Here is a 17721-nt window from a genome sequence, read left to right on the forward strand (position 1 = left end):
GTAACTTCGCTGGGAACTCTGTCGAGTTCCGCGGCGCGCCACAGCTACCGGCTGATAGTCGGAGAATGTCCCCCAGGACTTGTTCGTTCCCCGACGTCGAACCGTTACCGAGTGTACGGCCGTGCTCGCATGACGCGGACCTCTGCTGCTCCGTGTTTGCTGGCAGATCGTGGAAAAGAGGTCGATTGTTCGCACTGCACCCGCTCGACCAGCGAATTTTTGGTCACAATGGTGCCCCCAGTAGGACTCGAACCTACGACCTGCGGATTAAAAGTCCGTAGCTCTACCAACTGAGCTATAGGGGCGCGGATCGAAAGTGTAGTGGGTCCACTTGCGAGCTGACATACGCGCCCCTGGACACCTCCGACTATCTGCCGAAACTGCTGCACCCGGCGGGTGCGGGGATTCCGGCGAGCCTGTCGTCGATCCATCGATGCGAACCGGGTAGCCCGGAGATCGCAACGACCAGATGCTCGCCTAGATACTCTTCCAGTCGAACCTGTGTGCCGTTGGCGCACCATTCGTCGTACAGGGTTTCGGCGCCCTCTTTCGGGATCCAGAATTCCTGCTGACCGTGGTAGATGAACACCGGCGTCGTAGGAGCCAGGTCGCCGCCCATGCGGGTCTGTCGGATGATCTCCTCGGCGATCGGGGTCCGATCGACGTTGGGAACATCGGACAGTGCCTGTACCGGAATCGGGGCAACGAGGCCGCCAGGGGCGAGTAGGTAGACACACATGTCCTTGGCTATCTGGGCAAGGCGCAGCCCATTTGCATTCATCAACTGGAACATCTCCGGGTATTCGCGAGCAACGCCCATCGCCGCGGCAAGAAACAACGTCGATGCAGCATTGCCGTTCATCGAACCGAGCAGAATCCGATAGTCGATCGGTGCGCCGCCGAAAGCGGTTCCGACGATGTTGACTTCGGGTGCGTAGACCGGTGCCAGTTGCGCGGCCCAGCCCGACGCGATCGCGCCTCCCGAGTATCCGGTCATGGCAATCGGGGATTCTGCAGGCAACCCGAGGGTGGGGAGATTGACCATCGCCCTGAGGGCGTCCAGAACTGCATGCCCGGCCATGCGTCCGGCGGCGTACGCCTGGCGTGGTCCTTGATGATCGGTGACGACGACCGCATAGTTCTTGGCGAGAAAGAGTTGTACCGCAGCAATTTCCGGCGCAATTCCGCGCGGCAGCGTCCATGACGGTGCGCACGTGTTTCCGAGAGAGTCGATGGCCATGTTGTAGGCCACGACTGGGCGCGATCCCTGACCCGTCCAGGGGGCGGTCGGCACGATCACAGTGGTCGCGCCCGCGACTGGTCGGTCTTTGGAGTCGGTCGTTCGGAAGAGGATCTGAGTGGAACGAACCGGAGTGATCAATGGCCCGACCTGGACTGATCGAGTGTTGAGAACTGTTCCAGGCAAGGCGCTTTCGAATCCGGGAGGGGGTACGAACCATGGCTCGCCGAGCGGTGTGGGTGTCGCCAGCGACGGGTCCTGCGGAGGGTTCAGAAAGTCACCGACCGGATCCGCACCGGCTGTCCAGGGGCCGATCAGGGCCATGACGCACGCGAGAACGGTTCCTGTCGAGCGGACGATGGTTGTTCGAAGAGTCATGCTCTCACCTGAATTCGTTGTCGACGCTGACCACGATGTGTTGCGAATCACATTAGGGTTCGGGCGCTACGTCGGGGCATTTCCTCGTAGGTCGAGGCGCAACTGTTATACGAACCCCCATTGAGAACTGCTCCGCTGCAGGGAATTCGACGAGATTGTCGTCGAATAGTCAATCACTACAACGAATTACGAAATCGGATTTCGGTGCCGACCGATGCCGCTGATCGATCCTGATTGTTCTGTTGGGCAATCACATTCGTGATGTCACCGAATTTTCTCGGCCATCTGCGGATTGTTCTCGAAACCGGGCATCCGTCGATTCGGTCGCGGTGCAGCGGGTTGAATCCTTGTTGTCGCTGAACGCGAAGTCTCGATGTAGGCGTCGTGACACAACGGACACAATGCCGGTCGACGAGTCGAAACCGACATTCGATGTGCGCATGTGGGCATGTGGGCGAGATCTCGGGGGTGATTCGTCGAATTCGTGCCTTACAATGACGACTTGTTTGTAAGGCGAGCGAAGTCTGCTCGTGACCACGCAGCGGTGTCGCATTCGACAGCAGTCGAGTCGACCGGCTTCGTGGATTGGCAGCTCGAGTGCGCACCCCCTGCAGCGCACTCGAGCCGTTTGGATCGTACCACTCGGATTGTTTGCGTATCGTCGGAGATTTGTCCGAATTCCGGTTTCGAATGCGTTTTCCGATCAAGTGGTCGGTCCTGTGTACGTCGTTTGACATACGCTCGGCAAGCGATCATGCCTGCTGATAGATGCAGGTCGCTCGGGTTCGGAGGCACGGAAGCAATGGCACAACAGGAGCGCGCTCGGCGAACCCGAGCGGCAATAGTGGAGGCCGCAGCATCGGAGTTCGCGCGACGCGGATACGCGGCAGCGTCGGTCAACACGATCCTCGAGGGCTCCAATGCCACCAAGGGTGCGATGTACTTCCATTTTCAGTCGAAGGAAGACCTGGCGAGAGCAGTGCTGAGCGCCGCGCTGGAGAAGTACGTTGCAATAACCGACAAGTGGAAGTCGTCCACTCGGCACCCGTTCGATGTGATCCACGGGATCATCGACGACATCGCGCGGAGCTTCCAGGACGACGTCATCGTCCGAGCTGAATTCCGGTTGATCGTCGAGCCGGAGTTCTACAGCGAGGTACAGAACGGTGGTGGGCGCGTGTGGGGTACCGCAGGCGCGGAGCTCGCACGTCGCGCGCAGGACATGGGCGACCTCGATCCCGAGTTCGGCCCGGAGAAGTTCATGCGCGTGCTGGCGGCTTCCATGGCGGGGCAGCGATACATGGCAGATCTCGTCTCTGGCAGCAGCAACCTCCGTGCGCTGTTCGAGGAATCCTTGGAAGTGGTGCTCTACGCGATGGCGACGCCCCAGTGGCTCGGTCGTTGGCGCACCGAGGGATGGTGCGACCTCGGCCTCGACGCGACTGAAACAGCCTCTGACCTCACGGTTTGAGTTTTGCGCGAAAAGTGTCCTAAGCTATCCCAGCTCCCAACGGAACGCCGTTGAGGGTAACGGCGGAGCAGTTCGGTCTCGAAGATCTTCGAGGTCGGATGATTTCGTCGGGCCCCCTTCGTCTAGCGGCCTAGGACGCCGCCCTTTCAAGGCGGTAGCGCGGGTTCGAATCCCGTAGGGGGTACGTAGGAAAAGGTCGGAATTGACAAACCGGCCAGCAGTACAGCAGTCTCTTTCAGGCCGCCGCGGTTCGAAGCAGGTTTATCGCCTGCTAGAGTATGCGACGGCAAGTCTCCTTCAGGGGAGATGTTTTACAGCAAGGCCCTGTGGCGCAGTTGGTTAGCGCGCCGCCCTGTCACGGCGGAGGTCGCGGGTTCGAGTCCCGTCAGGGTCGCAAAATCGGTTCGAAAGTTCCGAGTTGCGTGTAGTTCACGAGATGGCATTGTCACCGGTGCCGCCCGGCCAGGTAGCTCAGTTGGTACGAGCGTCCGCCTGAAAAGCGGAAGGTCGCCGGTTCGATCCCGGCCCTGGCCACTTCAAGAACCACCTGGTGACGGGTGGTTTTTCTGTTTCCGGAGACGGTTCCTGATCGGCCCGATTTGACACGACCTGACACATCGGATTCCTTATTCCTCCGGCGGCTCCCCAAGGTGACACAGTCCGTGTCACTTCGCGTCCTTCTTCTTTCCCGCCGTGATGCTCCCCAGAGTGGCTGCGGCGTCAGCGCGTGCGTCGTTCGTGCTGTGCGCGTACGTCCTCAGCGAGAAGCCGGCATCCTGGTGCCCGAGCCACGCGGCGATCACAACCACGGGGACGCCGTTCAGGTGCATCAGGGTGGCGCACGAGTGGCGTGCATCGTGGAGCCGGACATGGGAAGACCGACACCGGCGAGCGCATTAGGCCACGCAGCGGTCAGGGTGTCCGGGTACGGTGCGACGCCGAGCTCGTCCGCGACGACGTAGCCGCTGTCGATCCACTTCGATCCGAGCTTCAGCTTCGACTCCAGGTGCGGAGCCGTTCACGGTGCCGCCCGCGCCGGGTGCCCCTACGCCTCCGGCGCCGGCAGTAGCACTCCCGCCTGTTGCCCCGGCCGAGCCCCTGAGCGCCGAGCAGCAACTCGTCGCCGATGCGATCATCGAGCGGAACTCCGAGCGGAATTCGCTGTACGTCAGGCTGGCTCCGTACCTCACGATGCTGCCGCCCGAGGAGCGCGGTATCGAGGTCGCAGCGGCGATGAGCATGACCCGAGCGGATCGCACGGAAGCGGTCGACGCCGCCCTCTCCCGCACCGCCCGAAGCGCGTGGGAACGGCTGCGGGAGCCCGAGGTGAGTGGTGACCGGTTCGTCGACGGCGGCAGCTTCATCCACAGCATCACCGACGTCACGCCTGCCGTCTGGGGCGCCGGGGAGGAAGTCCTGTGGGCCGAGGGTGAAGGTCTGATCGTGGCGGGCCCTCAGGGCGTCGGCAAGTCCACCCTCGCGGGCAACCTGGTCGCGGCGATGATCACCGGCGGCGATGTGCTGGCCTATCCGGTCAAGTGTGTCGACAGGATCCTGTACCTGGCGATGGACCGCCCGAAGCAGATCGCGCGTGCCCTCCGGCGGCAGCTCGGCGAGGTCCCCGAGGACGAGCTCGCGCAGCGGCTGATCGTGTGGCAGGGACCGCCGCCGGAGGATCTCGCAGCGCACCCGGAGCGGCTGCTGGCGATGGCGGAGAAGGCGAAGGCCGACGTGGTGATCGTCGACTCGTTGAAAGACGCAGCGCTCGGACTCAGCTCCGATGAAGTCGGCGCCGGCTGGAACCGGGCCCGGCAGACGGTGCTCGCGGCTGGGGTCGACGTCCTCGAACTGCACCACGACCGCAAGACGAGCGACGTCACCGCGCCGGCAATCGAGAAGCTGTACGGCAGCGTCTGGATTACGTCGGGCGCCGGTTCGGTGATCCACCTCGGCGGAGAGCCGGGCGACCCCATCGTTCGGCTGAGCCACCTGAAGCAGCCCTCCGCCGAGGTCGGCCCGTTCCAGATCAATCACGACGGGGTCACGGCACCATGACGATCCACGACGCTACCGACCTCGAGGAGCTGGCGCGGCGCCCCGGCGGGGTCACAGTGACGTCCGCCGCGCAGGCCCTGTTCGATGTGGAGAAGCCGACCGATGCCCAACGCGAGAAGGCTCGGCGGAAGCTCAACAAGCTCCACGGCGGCGGCAAGATCACCGCGGGGAACGTGGGTGGCGCGACCGTCTACACCGCGTCGACGGGCCTCACGGTGGTGGAACCGCGGGGTGCATCCTCCGCGTAGAGGGTCACGGAGGGGGTCACGCGATAGATTTCGGCGGATTTCTATCCGTGACCCTGCGTGACCCTCCGCATGACCCTGTGACCTGCACATTCCTAGAAAACGTGACCCTGCGTGACCCTCCGCGTGACCCTGAGTCTGTGCGTGTCTCCCAAGCGAGGATGTAGCTGGACCCTCCTCCCTCCGATGACTGTCGGTACCGGTGGCTACCTTCAATGCAGGGCGCCGCGACGCAGCGCCCACGGCTGGAGGTGGCACATGGAACCCGTCACAGTGATCGCAACTGCGATCGCACTCGGCGCATCGGACGGTGCGCGGGAGACCACGAAGAAGGCGATCGGCGATGCCTACGCTGCGGTGAAGGGCTGGATCACGAGCAAGTACGGATCGGTCAGCGGCGAGGTCGTGGGCCTGGAGCAAGACCCTGAGGAAGAGCTCCGTCGCGCGCTTCTCGCGAAGAAGCTAGATCAGGCCGGTGCGGGCAGCGACGTAGAACTGCTCAACCTCGCGCAGGTCCTGATTGCCGCGGTCGAGGATGAGGCTCCCGAGCTCCCGGCAACGGTCGGCGTCGCCATCCGCCGTGCGTCGGTGGGTGGTGACATCGAAGTCGTGAATGTCTCGGTCGACGGTGGAAGCGGCGTCATCGCCGAGGACATCGCCGCGGACGGTTCGGTGCGGATCGGTGGAGTGTCGGCTCGCGCCCCTCAGGAGCCGCCCCACCCTCCACGGGCGCGGGAGCAGTAGACGGTTCGTCTGCTCCCGCGCAGGCCTTCACCTCGTCGCAGCGCAACGTCAACGCCGGCCGCGACATCATCACCAACGTCAACTACGGGGCGCCCACGGAGGCTGGCAACAGCGGTGGGCGCATCCGTGCAGTGACCGTCTCGATCGAAGCGCTGCCGATCGGAACCAACCTCTGGGCCGTGAAGGTGAACAACGGCACCTCCGGACCCATCACCGATCTCGATGTCGACGTGTACACGGTGGAGGACGACGGCGACCATTCGTCGGACCGGTGCCGACCGGCGAAGGGGAACATCTCCATGCGGCAGCTTGTGCACGATGTGCTGTCAGAGGGCTTGAGCGGAGGTCTCGACGCCATCGGGCAGCGGGCTCAGTCGATGTACTCGGGATTGCCGCCGGGGTCCGGATTCGGTTCGCAGATGTCACAGCTGGGTCAACTGGGTAGCTTCGGTCCCATGTTGTCCGGCCAGTTCGTGAACTCGCCGCAGGGGTCCCAGGTGCTCCAACACATGCAGCAGCAGATGATCGACAGGTTTCCCCGGGTCATTCCGGCCGGCCAGTCTGCCGGTGTGCTGTACGTCGTCGACGGTGACGCCGAGGTTCGCGCCGACATCCAGTTTGCCGACGAAGTGGGAGCGCTCTGGCGCCGCCCGTTCGGCGAGTCGCCGACACCTGTACTGGCAGAGGAGTAGCTGCATATGGTGGATCGGTTCCCGGAGCAGACCCCTGAGACCATCGGACAGTTCCAGGTGGTGTCCAAGGCAATGGCAGCCGAGACGACGGCAACGCCACCCCGAACCGGCGTGCTGAGGTTCCGGGACAACCGCGTTGAGCTTGAGGTCAGTCCCAGCTTCAACCCGATCGTCGAGTGGACCCAGCGCGGACCCGGATCCTTCGCCGGCGGCCCTTCGCAGCAACGCGTCACCGACGACGCCGTCGTGCTGGGCGCGACCGCGATCAACCCCGGCGAAGTGTCGCTATGGGGTCTGCGTTCCATGCGTCGCCACCTGCTCGGGTTCCCGAGCCCCGGGGAAGACGAACCACGCAGCCGCGAGGTGCTGCGCGCGGACTGGTGCTTCGTCGGCGCGCTGCTCCCCGACGACGAGACCGAGTTCGACACGGTGACCTTGGATGTCACCGGACTCCACGCGTTCGCCAACCTGCCTTCGGTCCACACCGAGTTGCCCGACACCGGTATGACACCGATGAAGTGGGTCTATGACCCGCCGGACGCCGCCGAGGGGGTTGTGTCGACTCCCGCAACCGGGAAGGTGCGGTTCGAGCCGCTGGCATCAATCCCGACGCTCGGTGGTCCGGACATCGTTCTCACGACGGGCACACGCCTGAAGTTGGCATTCGACCACGAGCTTCCGTTGTCCACGATTGTGTCCACCGTCGCGACACCAATCGCAACCGCGCTCACGATTCTCAACGGGGCCGAGTGCCGCGTCCGCCAGCTGAACCTGTCAGTCCCGAGTGGGGACTCCGCAGACGTGTACGGCCACGTGGTCGACGCGTCCGCGCCCCGCGACTGCACCGAGGAAACTCTCCTCACGCTCGAAGGTGCCGGTGGCGCCGACTTCATCGGCCGGTGGCTTGAACTCTCGCAGCGGGTATCGCCGGTGCCACAGATTCTCGCGGCGTCCTACGCCGGGGAGTTCCAGACGGTGGAGACCGAAGCGTTGAGCCTGTGCACCGCAGCCGAGAATCTCCACCGGCGGCTGTATCCGGGCGAACGTCGGTGGACGGGGGAGACTGTCGACGCGGCCGCAGCGGGACTGGAGGACGCCGACATTCCCGACGAGGTGCGACAGGCGCTTCAGCAGGCAGTCGGGCAATACCTCTACGAGCCGTCGTTCCCCAGCCGCATCGAGGCATTGGCGGGCCGGGCGGCCGAGGCTGTTCCGGAGTGTGTCGGTCGGATCAACCGTTGGAAGCGCGCGGTGACGGATCAGCGGAACACGCTTGCACATGGGCTGCGCCAGGAGGGGGAGAATCCAGACCTCACCGAGATGCACTACATCACCCGGTCCCTGCGATGGGTCCTGACCGTGTGCCTGTTGCTGGAGGCGGGAGTTCCACCGGAGCGTTTGGCAGGCGCGGTTCGCGCAAACAGCCGTTTCGAGCGCGATGCACGGAACTGGCGGAGCATATGGCCGAAGGTGTTCGCGCGGGAGTAGGCCAGTCGCGCCGACCGTCCGGTGGGCACCAGAGCCGCGCCTCGCCTTGTCGCGGGCACCGAACGCCACGTCGACTGTCGGTACCGCCGCCTACCCTGACGCCACCGCGCGAGCGCTCCGCTCGCGACCATCCCTATACGGAGGCCCCCATGACATTCGACGAGCTGCGCACCCTAGTAGCCGACTCCACCGCGAGCGACTGGCACCGCATCCTGAAGATCGGCCCCACCTACCGCGACCGCTTCGGCGCATGGTCAGGTCCGGGTGATACCTCCGGTCTCGACCACGACAGCCACGCCGAGATAGTGGTGTACCGGCCCGACATCGACCTCACGATCGCTACGGGATGGCCGAGAACCGAGACGACCGTGACCTGTCTTTCGAGTGGTCGGAGAACTTCCCCGACTCGAAAATCCGTGAGATCAGCCTGGTCGACTTCTTCTGGCACGGATCGCTGGTCGACAGACTCAACTACGCAAACGTCGACGGCGCCCGCGGCATCCTTCCCTTGGGCGGCGGACATCAGGGGCTGCGCATCACCCGGTACGAGCTCGCGGTGGCGCGGCTGCTCAGCGACATCGGGGAGTACCGGGAGTTCGACCGGTACTACTCCTCGGTGCCGTTCGAACTCCAGGACTGACCACCGAGATGTCGCTCGAACTCGTAGACCTGCGTCGCGGTGACGCGAACCGGTACTCCTGGGTGCCGCCGTTCAACTTCGAGACCGCCTACGAGAACGAGCGGTGGTGGGGCGACGTCCCGTACCTGTTCGACGACCCCTGGTACGTACAGGTGCTGGACGGCGGTGCCGAAGTCGCTCGCGTCGAACTCGACGACCCCGGCGGCATCAACCCCGAGTACGTCGATGTGCCGGAGTTGGGACCGGAGCGGTTGGAGATCCAGTTCCTCGAGGTGGCCACCGCCGAATGTGGTCGTGGTGTCGGCACCCGAGTGGTGCGGGCACTGCAGGAGCGGCATCCGGATCGGCGGTTGTTCGCGTACTCGGAGGAGGCGCACGGGTTCTGGGCGTCGCTCGGCTGGGAGCGGTTCGATCACCCGGAGGGTGAGCGGTTCCATCGGCCGCTGTTCATCCAGCAGCGGTTGTGACCCGCGCCGCGTATTCGCCGGTTGCTGTAATCCCCGCGCACGGCGTGGTGCAGGATAGTCAGGTGGCATCAGCTGACTTCAAGTACGACGAGAACGGCACCCTGGTCAGCGTCGGCTACGAGGGCAAGACCGTCGGTGACCTCGTTGCTCAACTCCTCGACCAGGACGTGCGAGTGCTCGTGGACGTGCGCCTGACACCCCTCAGCCGTAAGCCGGGTCTGTCGAAGACGAAGCTCGCCGCGGCCTTACGTGCCGCTGGGATCGAGTACGTCCATCACCGCGCCCTGGGCAACCCGAAGGACAACCGCGCGGGGTTCCGCGCTGGCGAGCCCGAATCTCTGGCGAGGTACCGCGAGGTGCTCGACACCGCCGACGCGACCGATGCGCTCGCGCACGTGTGCGAGCTCCTGGATGGAGGTGCGGTGGCACTGCTGTGCTTCGAGCACGACCACGCCGAGTGCCACCGGAACATCGTCGTGGACCGGGTGCTTCAGACCCGCCCCAACGCCGCTGTGGTGCACGTCTAGAACAAAGCGTTCTCGAACTTCGGGTACCAGGTGCCCAGCACGGAGAAGCTGCGTCGGTACCGGTTCTGGTTGCCGACGTAGAAGTGGATGTCCTTCTCGGACAAAACCATGTCGTCACGCCACCGCTTCAACATTGCTTCGCGAGCACCAGCGTCGCCGTATTCGGTTCGCCACCGTCGGCCAGCCTGCCCCACCTCCCAGTCGAGATTCTTCTGGTCGTGCCCGGGGCACTTCGAGGCGGCGCATCGGTACTTGTATCGGACCGCGAACGGTGCAGGTTCCAGCGGTTCCATCGAGGTCCCGAACAGGTCGGGCTCGGACGCGAGATTCACCTTCGTCTGTTCGGCCGTGGTCCACGGGTCACCATTCACCACGGACGTTTCGATGTCGGTGGGCTTGATCAGCCCGAGTGACGGCGACGGCGTCGCCATGCCCCTTTCGGATTCTGTGCGAGCAGGTCGCACATCGTCGTCTCCCCCATGAGGGAGCCGAGCTTGGTGCGCCGCAGCAGCCAGTTCTTCTTGGTGTCGAGCCGCTCAACGTGCACCATCTCGTCCTGGCGCGGCCGGAAAGACTCGGGACGGTTGTCGTTGGCCTGGTGGTAGGTGCCGTTGATCCGGATGATCTCGTACTTCTTGAACTGGCTATCGAAGTCGGCGTTGCGGAACTTCACCGGGTACAGCCGGATCCAATCGGGCTGGCCGCGGTCGAGGCGTACACCGGCCACGCACACGGTCTCGCCGTAGGTCTCGCTGGGGTTGGGGTAGGTCTTGACTGTGATCATGACATCGGCGGTCTCCTCACCAAGTCGCGGAGCTTTCAGGTCCGCAATGCGGTCCTCGGCCGCGTCATCGTCTCCCATCTCCGAAGCGTATCCAGGCGACGTAGCAGGTTGGGGGAGGTTTGCTCGCGGGTCGATCGTTCACCGGGCTATGAGTTCGCCATCGTCCCGGCGCGCCGCCACCCATGCCTCAGTAAATCCCTGGAGCATGGCCACATGGGTGACGAGGAGCCGCAATGGACACCGAAACGAGTCACAGGAGCCGACGCCGACGCCGACGCCGGCACAGTGCTACGACGGGTACGCGAACGTGCCGGACTGACGGTCTACCAGGCCGCCGAGGCGAGTCGGATCAGCAAGGCGGTCTTGAGTAGAACGGAGCGGGGAGAGCGTCCGGCGCGGGTGACCGAGCTCTTACCCCTCGCCGCGGCGTACCAGATGACCGCCGCCGAGCTCGCCGCCGCGGTCGCGGCGGACCCTGCGGTGCAGGCCGCGGCGATGGAGTAGCAGCTCCCCGGTGTCGGCGGACGGTACCTCTCGTCGATCAGTCTGGTGATCTCGCGGCTTGGGATCAGGGTGCGGTGCCCGAGGCGGATGTCGGTGATGATGCCCTCGCGCTTCAGCCGGAAGAAATGGGTTCTCGATATGCGCAGCTTCTCGATCGCTTCGGGGATGGTGAGCAACTGGTCCGGTTCCATGGCTCGACCGTAGGCCGAAACCGGGATGCATTGCGAGGTCTCCTCCGGTGCCACTGCATCCGCCGCGCCACCGGGAGATGCATTGCTGGGGCCCTCCTCGTCCCCGCCGTAAGGTAGTTCCCGTAGTAGTCACAGAAGGTCATTGAGGGCGAGGGCATGGCGAGGCACACAGGTCGGCTCGAACTTACGTGGACGGACAAGGACCGGGCGCTCCTTTCGACCGGTGATGGCAAGTACGACTACACCTTCACTGACCATGACGACCCCCGCGTCCGCGAAGTGCGACTCCTACGCGAGGTCGACCGGATCGAAGCCCCCACGCCGGCGGATCGACCCAATGACCTTCCCGAGCCAACCGTGGACAACCTCTTGATCACGGGCGATGCCATGCATGCTCTCGATGCGCTAGCGAAGACACCTGAGTGGGCGGCGAAGTATCGGGGCAAGGTCAAGCTCGTCTACATCGACCCGCCCTTCAACACCGGCCAGGCGTTTACTCAGTACGAGGACAACATCGAGCATTCGATCTGGCTCACCATGCTCCGAGACCGGCTGCGGCAAATCAAGCCTCTGCTCTCGAAGGACGGGTCGGTGTGGGTGCATCTCGACCACGTTGAGGTGCACCGCTGCCGGTCCGTGATGGACGAGATTCTCGGTTCGGATAACTTTGCTGCAGAAGTGGCGTGGCAGAAGGCTGACTCGACTCGGAACGATGCAAAGACGCTGTCGGTGGACCACGACACGCTGCTCGTCTATCGGGCGTCTCCCGAGTGGAGCCCCAACCGCCTTCCGAGAACCGCTGAGTCCGACGCGCGATTCTCCTCGCCAGACCGAGACCCGCGGCCGTGGTTCGACGACAACCCCACCGCCCCAGGGGCCAAGACCCACCAAGGCATGGTCTACGCCATCGAGCACCCGATGACGGGCGAGCGTGTCTACCCCGCTCGTGGTCGTTGTTGGTGGACTCAACAGTCTCAGATCCTCGAGATCATGAACGAGTACGCGCCGTATGAACTTCGCGACTTGGGCGACGTTCACAAGCGCGCTGAACTGTGTGGCGTCAAGCCCGACGACGTTCGGCAGAACGTAATGGCGGTAGCGCTGACCGTCCCACTCGCAGAAGCTCGCGTCCGCGCGCGCGAACGGTACGACCAGGGGGAGTGGCCGCAGATCCTGCTCCGCTCAGGCGGTGAAGGCAGATTGGGCCGTAAGGCCTACGTGCCGAAGAAGGGCCTTGTCGCCTCCACCTGGTGGACCAACGACCTAGTCGGCCACAACCGCGAGGCCAAGGCCGAAGTCAAGGCGATCTTCCCGAACCTGAACGCCTTCGCCACCCCGAAGCCTGAACGACTCTTGGAACGCGTCATTCAGATCGGGAGCGATCCGGGCGACATCGTGTTGGATTGCTTCGCCGGCTCCGGGACTACAGCCGCGGTAGCCCACAAGATGGGGCGCCGCTGGGTCACTAGTGAGTTGATCGCCGACACTGTCGAGGCGTTCACCAAGCCCCGGCTGATTCGGATGCTCAAGGGAGACGACCCTGGAGGCGTGACGACCTCATCCGTGCGCGTAGCAGCGAACGGGGTCTCACTCCCGCTGGATGTAGACCCCAAAGCTGCACAGCAATTCCAGACAACCCTCGGGCGCGTACTCGGCAACCCTCCCGCAGAAGGCGATGATCTTGAAGCGCCGCCGCTGACGCTTAACGCCGCGAAGGTGTTGGCCGGTGCTGTTCGGGATGCTCAGAAGCGAGGCGAACTCAGTCTCGGCGCTGACGACACCGCGACTTTGCTTGCTCTTCTGGGGCAGGTTGGCAAAAATGGGGCGTTGTCGGAGGTCGACGTCACCAAATCGGTCAAGACCGAGCTGAACAGGAGGACTCGCACGCGAGACGCGGTCACAGTTAAGTGGCACGGCGGTGGCGGGTTCACCCACCTCGAGGTAGCTCCGTCGATGTATGAGGTGGACGACGAAGACGGTGATGTCTACCTGTCCCCGGAAGCAATCAACGGAATGTGGTCGCGGTCGGTAGCGGCACAGTTGAAGTTCACGTTCACGCCCGACCACCCGGTGTTCTGCGGCGTCCGAGGTCGTCAGAGGCTTGCGGTAGTGGACGGTGTCGCAGACGAGATCGTAGTACACACGGTGGTCGAGCAGCTCGGCGTCAAGGAAAAAGCTGTGGTGGTAGCGAAGGTTGTGCTCCCAGAAGCGCAGGCGCTGCTGACGGAGCTGTCCCCCGGGTCACGCCTGAGGAAGGCGCCGCGGGACCTGTTCCCGAAGAGGACGGTGAAGTGACTATGTCCGTCGACATCGTCTTCGATGAACTCCTGATCAACGAGATCGCCGCTCGGTTTGATCTGCGAGATCCCAACAGACGCGCGCTGGAGGCAGTCATTAAGGCTGTCGGTATTGCCACCCCCGCGGAGGGCTTCCCGGAGCTTGTAACCGACCTCGCCACCGGTGTTGGCAAGACCTACCTGATGTCTTCGCTGGTCGACTACGCCGCCGCGCAGGGAGTTCGGCACGTGCTGGTGGTGACGCCGGGGAGCGTCATCCAGAACAAGACCCTGGACAATTTTGACGCGGCGTCGGCGAAGTACGTGGCCGGTGCCGACCACGAGCCCATCGTTATCACTCCCGACAATTTCAGAGCGGGCGCTGTTGGCGCGGCGTTACGTGACCCGGACGCCTTGAAGGTGTTCGTGTTCAACGTCCAGCAGTTGATTCGGCCCTCGGACAAGGTCTCCCGCAAGGTCCGCGACACCGACGAGAACCTCGGCGATGACCTGTACTCCTATCTGGAGCAAGCCGACGACCTGCTAGTGATCGCTGATGAGCACCACATCTACCACGAGAAGGCCACGGCGTTCTCGGCGGCGATTCGAGAGTTGAACCCGCTGGCGCTGATCGGTCTGACCGCGACACCTTCCAAGTCGGATCTGGGCAAAGTGATTTTTCAGTACACGCTCGGGGAGGCGATCGCGGACGGTCACGTGAAGACCCCCGTGATCGTGTACCGAAAAGATGGGACTAAGGACGAGCGCACTCAGCTGGCTGATGCATGCCACCTGCTCCGGAAGAAGGAGACCGCGTACCGGCAGTTTCTCCTTACCCGGCCAGATCTACCCCAGATCAAGCCAGTGCTCTTCGTCGTATGCTCCTCGATTGACCACGCGACGGAGGTCGGACAGACACTCGCCCAGGACGGATTCATCGGGGATCCCGCTGCGGTCTTGGAGATCACGTCCCAGTCCTCCGACGAGGCTCTTGCCGCCCTCGCTGCTTGTGAAGCGCCGGAGTCACCCATCCGGGCGATCGTCAGCGTCAACATGCTCCGCGAAGGGTGGGACGTCCGCAATATCGCAGTGATCGTCGCGCTGCGGCGGTTGGCGTCGCAAGGACTGACCGAGCAGATTCTAGGCCGAGGTCTCCGGTTGCCGTTCGGAGTTCTCACGCAGGTGGCCATGGTCGATCAGGTTGACCTGGTAGCGCACGACTCGTACCAGCAGCTGTTGGCGCAGAAAGATGCGCTTCGTGAGCGCATCGAGATCGCCCCCTCACAGGTCGACGTCGATGAGCAAGGCGCGGCGACGACTGCTGGCGACCTTGCAGTGCCCGACCCAGAGCTACCAACCAGCCCGACGAACCTGGGCGGGGCGGGGCTCGAAGGCCAAGCAGATCCCGATGAGGACGTCCTAGAGCCGGGCACCGGCGTTCAGCCACTCACGTTCATCGATACGGACGGCGGCGAAGATTCTGAGCCGACTCTCTTCACCCAAGAGACCGATGACAGGATCGCCGAGCCCGCACCCCAGCCGATGGGACGAGTCGGGAACGCGCCACAGATTCTGTTCCCGAGACGCGTCGCCCGAATGTCGGTGGCGTCGTTCAGCCTCTCAGACATTCCGGATGGGGATGCGCAGGCTGCTGGTGCTCGGTTCATCACTGAGATCCCGACCTTCCTTGCCAAAGACGCATTGATCGCAACCCGCGACGACCACGACGACATCACCATCAAGGTCGCGCCGCAGAAGAACGTCGAGGCCCAGCAGATGTACCTCGGGATCGACACGATCCGCGAGGACCTGACCGCAGCGATCTTCCGTCAGGTTGAGGAATCGGCTTCGGAGAAGCGCGCGGCGCGGCGGATCACCAATGCCTTCCTGAAGGGCGCTGGTGTCGTTACGGGGAACGAGACCGCCGAATGGGGTGAGAACCGTCGTCAGCAGGCGATCGGAGGCATGACCCGCCTCATCAACGATGCCTACAGTAAGCGCCTTCGTCAGATGGTCTACGACCTTGAACCCGTCACACTGCCGGTCGAGCCGGTGATCATCGACGCGGCGCGCGATGCCTACAGCGACAAGTTCGTCAAGCACGTCCAATTCACTGGCTGGCAGCGCAACATCATGTCCGTAGCAACCTTCGACGCCGGGTCGACTGAGTGGAAGATCGCCCATTTGCTCGACCGCGACGACGACATCGCATGGTGGCTGCGGTTGTACACGAACGGCCCTGCCTTCATTCCGACGAGTCGAGATGGCAGCTATTTCCCGGACTTCATCGCGATCGACACTGCGGGGGTCTACTGGTTGATCGAAGGCAAATCCGACAAGAATGCTCTCGACGCCGACGTTCTCCGGAAACGGGAAGCCGCCGAGAACTGGGCGCGCTTCGTCCGGGATAAGGGCGAGTTCGGAGACTGGCACTACGTGTTCGCCACCGAGTCGCACATCAAGCACGCGGGTTCGTGGACAGCGCTGAAGGTAGCGACTGAACCTGAGTAGAGAAACGCGCTGCAGCTTGGCTTAAACCCGAAGCCGAACCGATCGCCGGTGGCGGACTATGCGGCATCAGCCGGCGGACCGCTCCGTCTTCCGTCTCCGCGTGCGATCGTGCCGCCGGGCACCGACTCGGACGCCGTGTGCCGGCCGTGCAGCGCATCGGACTCGGGGTTGCCAGCAGCGCTGACCGTCTGCGCCTGCTCGCGGTCTTTGCCCGCGCCACCCGGCCCTCCCATGCCGCCCATCGGCATCATCGGGATGCCGCCGGCGCCCATCGGTCGCGTACCCGTCGCGCTGGCCGGAGCCGCACCGCCTGCGCTGGTGCCCGTGGCGCCTGACGTCTTGGTCTCCGGGCCGACCGAGAACGCCGACCGAGGCTCACCCGAGCGACCCGACACGTCGCTGCCCGTGTTCAGGCCGGTCGAGGAGGTACCGGAGGTCACAGGCTGTGCGTTCGCCGTGGCACTGGCACTGAGACCCGTGGCCGACGGAGTCGACGGCGCCGCGGGGGAGGACGGCGTCACTGCGGCGGGAGCGCTGGTAGTCGGCGCCGAGCCTCCGCCGAGCGTGAGCGGCGTGCCGATGAGACCGGTGAGGTCGGCGGTATCGAGCACGCCGTCCTCGCCCAACAGCTTGTCGAGCGGGTTCGTCTTGTCCTTCTCCGGCTGCTGGGTCTGCTGCGGGGTGGTCGCGGGAGTGGACGCGGCGGGCTGCGCCTGCTGCTGCCCCTGCTGCGACTGGGGCTGCTGCTGAGAGGCGAGCTGGGTGAGCAGCGACGAGAGGTCATCGCCGCCGCTGGTCTTGGTCTCGGTGGGCTTCGCCGCCGCGGGAGTGGCGGCGGGGGTGTTGCTGGGCTTCGGTGTGCCGGTACCGGTACCGGTGCTGGTCTTGCTCGGGTCGCTGCGCTTGCCGTTCTCGCCGCTCGGTCGAGGGGAGCCGGTGCCGGGAGCGGGCGTGCCAGAGTCGGTGCCGCCGGGTACATCGCGCCCGGACGAGTCCTGCTCGGTACCGCTACCCGTGGTTATCTCCTTGAGCTTCTCCTCGGCCTTCTCCTCGGCCTTGTCGTACGCGGCGTCGGCGGCCTTCCGCTTGTCGTTGAGCTCCTTGAGCTTCTTCGACGCGTTCTCGAGCTCAGTCTTGGCTGCGCTGGTATCGCCACTCGCTGTGGCAGCGTCCTTGAGTTTTTGTCGCGCATCTTGGATGGCCTTGCGTGCGGCGTCGAGTTCGGAGTCCTTGGGCGCGTTGTTGTTCCACGTCTTGGCCGCGTCCTCGCGGATCTTCAGAGCCGCTGCGACGATCGCCAAGTTCGCCGCGGCCTTCTCCGCGATGCCCGCCTGCTTCGTGAGGATCTTGAGCTGCTCGGTGATGGTCTTGCCGGACGCATGCCTAGTGAGGTCGGTTACCTGCTTGCGTAGCGCGATGGCCGAGTTGCTCGTCGCAACGGCGGCTGCATGAACCGCCGCCTGTCCGAGATTCTCCGGGCGATGCTCTCCTGAGGGTGCCATGCGCTC

16 protein-coding genes, 4 tRNA genes and 1 pseudogene are annotated in these 17721 nt (G+C 64.2%); 15 read left to right on the top strand and 6 right to left on the bottom strand.

Annotated elements, in window-relative coordinates:
* Positions 1–229: 229 nt before the first annotated feature.
* A tRNA-Lys gene (locus WDS16_RS00545) sits at positions 230–305 on the bottom strand.
* A gap of 62 nt (positions 306–367) precedes the next feature.
* Complete coding sequence (locus WDS16_RS00550; RefSeq protein WP_338889704.1) at positions 368–1618, bottom strand: lipase family protein; 1251 nt, start codon at positions 1616–1618, stop codon at positions 368–370.
* A gap of 802 nt (positions 1619–2420) precedes the next feature.
* On the opposite strand from WDS16_RS00550, the gene WDS16_RS00555 reads away from it, so the two are divergent.
* The 4 genes from WDS16_RS00555 to WDS16_RS00570 all read left to right on the top strand — a co-directional run bounded on the left by WDS16_RS00555 (position 2421) and on the right by WDS16_RS00570 (position 3623).
* Complete coding sequence (locus WDS16_RS00555) at positions 2421–3089, top strand: TetR/AcrR family transcriptional regulator (RefSeq protein WP_338889705.1); 669 nt, start codon at positions 2421–2423, stop codon at positions 3087–3089.
* Positions 3090–3200: 111 nt separating this feature from the next.
* A tRNA-Glu gene (locus WDS16_RS00560) sits at positions 3201–3273 on the top strand.
* Positions 3274–3409: 136 nt separating this feature from the next.
* A tRNA-Asp gene (locus WDS16_RS00565) sits at positions 3410–3483 on the top strand.
* Positions 3484–3549: 66 nt separating this feature from the next.
* Positions 3550–3623, top strand: a tRNA-Phe gene (locus WDS16_RS00570).
* A 131-nt stretch (positions 3624–3754) separates the two neighbouring features.
* On the opposite strand, the pseudogene WDS16_RS00575 reads toward WDS16_RS00570, so the two are convergent.
* Positions 3755–4092, bottom strand: a pseudogene (locus WDS16_RS00575) (tyrosine-type recombinase/integrase); the annotation flags it as partial.
* A 20-nt stretch (positions 4093–4112) separates the two neighbouring features.
* Here WDS16_RS00575 and WDS16_RS00580 point away from each other — a divergent pair.
* The 8 genes from WDS16_RS00580 (at position 4113) to WDS16_RS00615 (ending at position 9947) form a co-directional block, all read left to right on the top strand.
* A complete protein-coding gene (locus WDS16_RS00580; protein ID WP_338889707.1) occupies positions 4113–5144 on the top strand; it encodes an AAA family ATPase in 1032 nt (343 codons plus the stop codon).
* Positions 5141–5392 (top strand): hypothetical protein, encoded by a 252-nt coding sequence (locus WDS16_RS00585; protein ID WP_338889709.1) that lies wholly within the window; start codon positions 5141–5143, stop codon positions 5390–5392. Before WDS16_RS00580 ends, WDS16_RS00585 begins: the two co-directional genes overlap by 4 nt.
* 255 nt (positions 5393–5647) lie before the next feature.
* Complete coding sequence (locus WDS16_RS00590; protein WP_338889710.1) at positions 5648–6133, top strand: hypothetical protein; 486 nt, start codon at positions 5648–5650, stop codon at positions 6131–6133.
* A 131-nt stretch (positions 6134–6264) separates the two neighbouring features.
* Entirely contained in the window at positions 6265–6825 is a 561-nt protein-coding gene (locus tag WDS16_RS00595) for a hypothetical protein (protein ID WP_338889712.1), read from the top strand.
* A 6-nt stretch (positions 6826–6831) separates the two neighbouring features.
* Complete coding sequence (locus tag WDS16_RS00600) at positions 6832–8313, top strand: HEPN domain-containing protein (protein ID WP_338889713.1); 1482 nt, start codon at positions 6832–6834, stop codon at positions 8311–8313.
* A 346-nt stretch (positions 8314–8659) separates the two neighbouring features.
* The gene (locus WDS16_RS00605; RefSeq protein ID WP_338889715.1) at positions 8660–8953 is read left to right on the top strand and encodes a hypothetical protein; all 294 of its coding nucleotides are present in this window, start codon (positions 8660–8662) and stop codon (positions 8951–8953) included.
* Between the two features lie 8 nt (positions 8954–8961).
* Positions 8962–9420, top strand: coding sequence for a GNAT family N-acetyltransferase (locus tag WDS16_RS00610; RefSeq protein WP_338889717.1), 459 nt, complete (start codon positions 8962–8964; stop codon positions 9418–9420).
* Between the two features lie 62 nt (positions 9421–9482).
* On the top strand, positions 9483–9947 hold the full coding sequence (locus WDS16_RS00615; RefSeq protein WP_338889718.1) for a DUF488 domain-containing protein: 465 nt from the start codon (positions 9483–9485) through the stop codon (positions 9945–9947).
* Here WDS16_RS00615 and WDS16_RS00620 read toward each other — a convergent pair.
* On the bottom strand, positions 9944–10378 hold the full coding sequence (locus WDS16_RS00620; RefSeq protein WP_338889720.1) for a hypothetical protein: 435 nt from the start codon (positions 10376–10378) through the stop codon (positions 9944–9946). The two genes, WDS16_RS00615 and WDS16_RS00620, sit on opposite strands and share 4 nt — an antisense overlap.
* Positions 10348–10809, bottom strand: a complete 462-nt coding sequence (locus tag WDS16_RS00625) for a hypothetical protein (protein ID WP_338889722.1) — start codon at positions 10807–10809, stop codon at positions 10348–10350. Before WDS16_RS00625 ends, WDS16_RS00620 begins: the two co-directional genes overlap by 31 nt.
* Positions 10810–10944: 135 nt before the next feature.
* Here WDS16_RS00625 and WDS16_RS00630 point away from each other — a divergent pair, with 135 nt between their 5' ends.
* The 3 genes from WDS16_RS00630 to WDS16_RS00640 all read left to right on the top strand — a co-directional run bounded on the left by WDS16_RS00630 (position 10945) and on the right by WDS16_RS00640 (position 16213).
* Entirely contained in the window at positions 10945–11235 is a 291-nt protein-coding gene (locus WDS16_RS00630; protein ID WP_338889724.1) for a helix-turn-helix transcriptional regulator, read from the top strand.
* A 347-nt stretch (positions 11236–11582) separates the two neighbouring features.
* On the top strand, positions 11583–13721 hold the full coding sequence (locus tag WDS16_RS00635) for a site-specific DNA-methyltransferase (protein WP_338889726.1): 2139 nt from the start codon (positions 11583–11585) through the stop codon (positions 13719–13721).
* Between the two features lie 2 nt (positions 13722–13723).
* Positions 13724–16213, top strand: coding sequence for a DEAD/DEAH box helicase (locus WDS16_RS00640; protein WP_338893639.1), 2490 nt, complete (start codon positions 13724–13726; stop codon positions 16211–16213).
* A gap of 56 nt (positions 16214–16269) precedes the next feature.
* On the opposite strand, the gene WDS16_RS00645 is transcribed toward WDS16_RS00640, so the two are convergent.
* Positions 16270–17715: a hypothetical protein gene (locus WDS16_RS00645; protein ID WP_338889727.1), complete on the bottom strand. Its 1446-nt coding sequence runs from the start codon at positions 17713–17715 to the stop codon at positions 16270–16272.
* Between the last annotated feature and the right edge of the window lie 6 nt (positions 17716–17721).

Origin of the sequence: Rhodococcus sovatensis (assembly GCF_037327425.1) — a bacterium.
Taxonomy (GTDB): domain Bacteria; phylum Actinomycetota; class Actinomycetes; order Mycobacteriales; family Mycobacteriaceae; genus Rhodococcoides; species Rhodococcoides sovatense.

Coding starts and splice junctions, on each gene's coding strand:
- WDS16_RS00605 (WP_338889715.1), top strand. CDS start 8,660: ATGGCCGAGAACCGAGACGACCGTGACCTGTCTTTCGAGTGGTCGGAG.
- WDS16_RS00630 (WP_338889724.1), top strand. CDS start 10,945: ATGGGTGACGAGGAGCCGCAATGGACACCGAAACGAGTCACAGGAGCC.
- WDS16_RS00550 (WP_338889704.1), bottom strand. CDS start 1,618: ATGACTCTTCGAACAACCATCGTCCGCTCGACAGGAACCGTTCTCGCG.
- WDS16_RS00610 (WP_338889717.1), top strand. CDS start 8,962: ATGTCGCTCGAACTCGTAGACCTGCGTCGCGGTGACGCGAACCGGTAC.
- WDS16_RS00620 (WP_338889720.1), bottom strand. CDS start 10,378: ATGGCGACGCCGTCGCCGTCACTCGGGCTGATCAAGCCCACCGACATC.
- WDS16_RS00625 (WP_338889722.1), bottom strand. CDS start 10,809: ATGGGAGACGATGACGCGGCCGAGGACCGCATTGCGGACCTGAAAGCT.
- WDS16_RS00600 (WP_338889713.1), top strand. CDS start 6,832: ATGGTGGATCGGTTCCCGGAGCAGACCCCTGAGACCATCGGACAGTTC.
- WDS16_RS00645 (WP_338889727.1), bottom strand. CDS start 17,715: ATGGCACCCTCAGGAGAGCATCGCCCGGAGAATCTCGGACAGGCGGCG.
- WDS16_RS00590 (WP_338889710.1), top strand. CDS start 5,648: ATGGAACCCGTCACAGTGATCGCAACTGCGATCGCACTCGGCGCATCG.
- WDS16_RS00640 (WP_338893639.1), top strand. CDS start 13,724: ATGTCCGTCGACATCGTCTTCGATGAACTCCTGATCAACGAGATCGCC.
- WDS16_RS00555 (WP_338889705.1), top strand. CDS start 2,421: ATGGCACAACAGGAGCGCGCTCGGCGAACCCGAGCGGCAATAGTGGAG.
- WDS16_RS00585 (WP_338889709.1), top strand. CDS start 5,141: ATGACGATCCACGACGCTACCGACCTCGAGGAGCTGGCGCGGCGCCCC.
- WDS16_RS00635 (WP_338889726.1), top strand. CDS start 11,583: ATGGCGAGGCACACAGGTCGGCTCGAACTTACGTGGACGGACAAGGAC.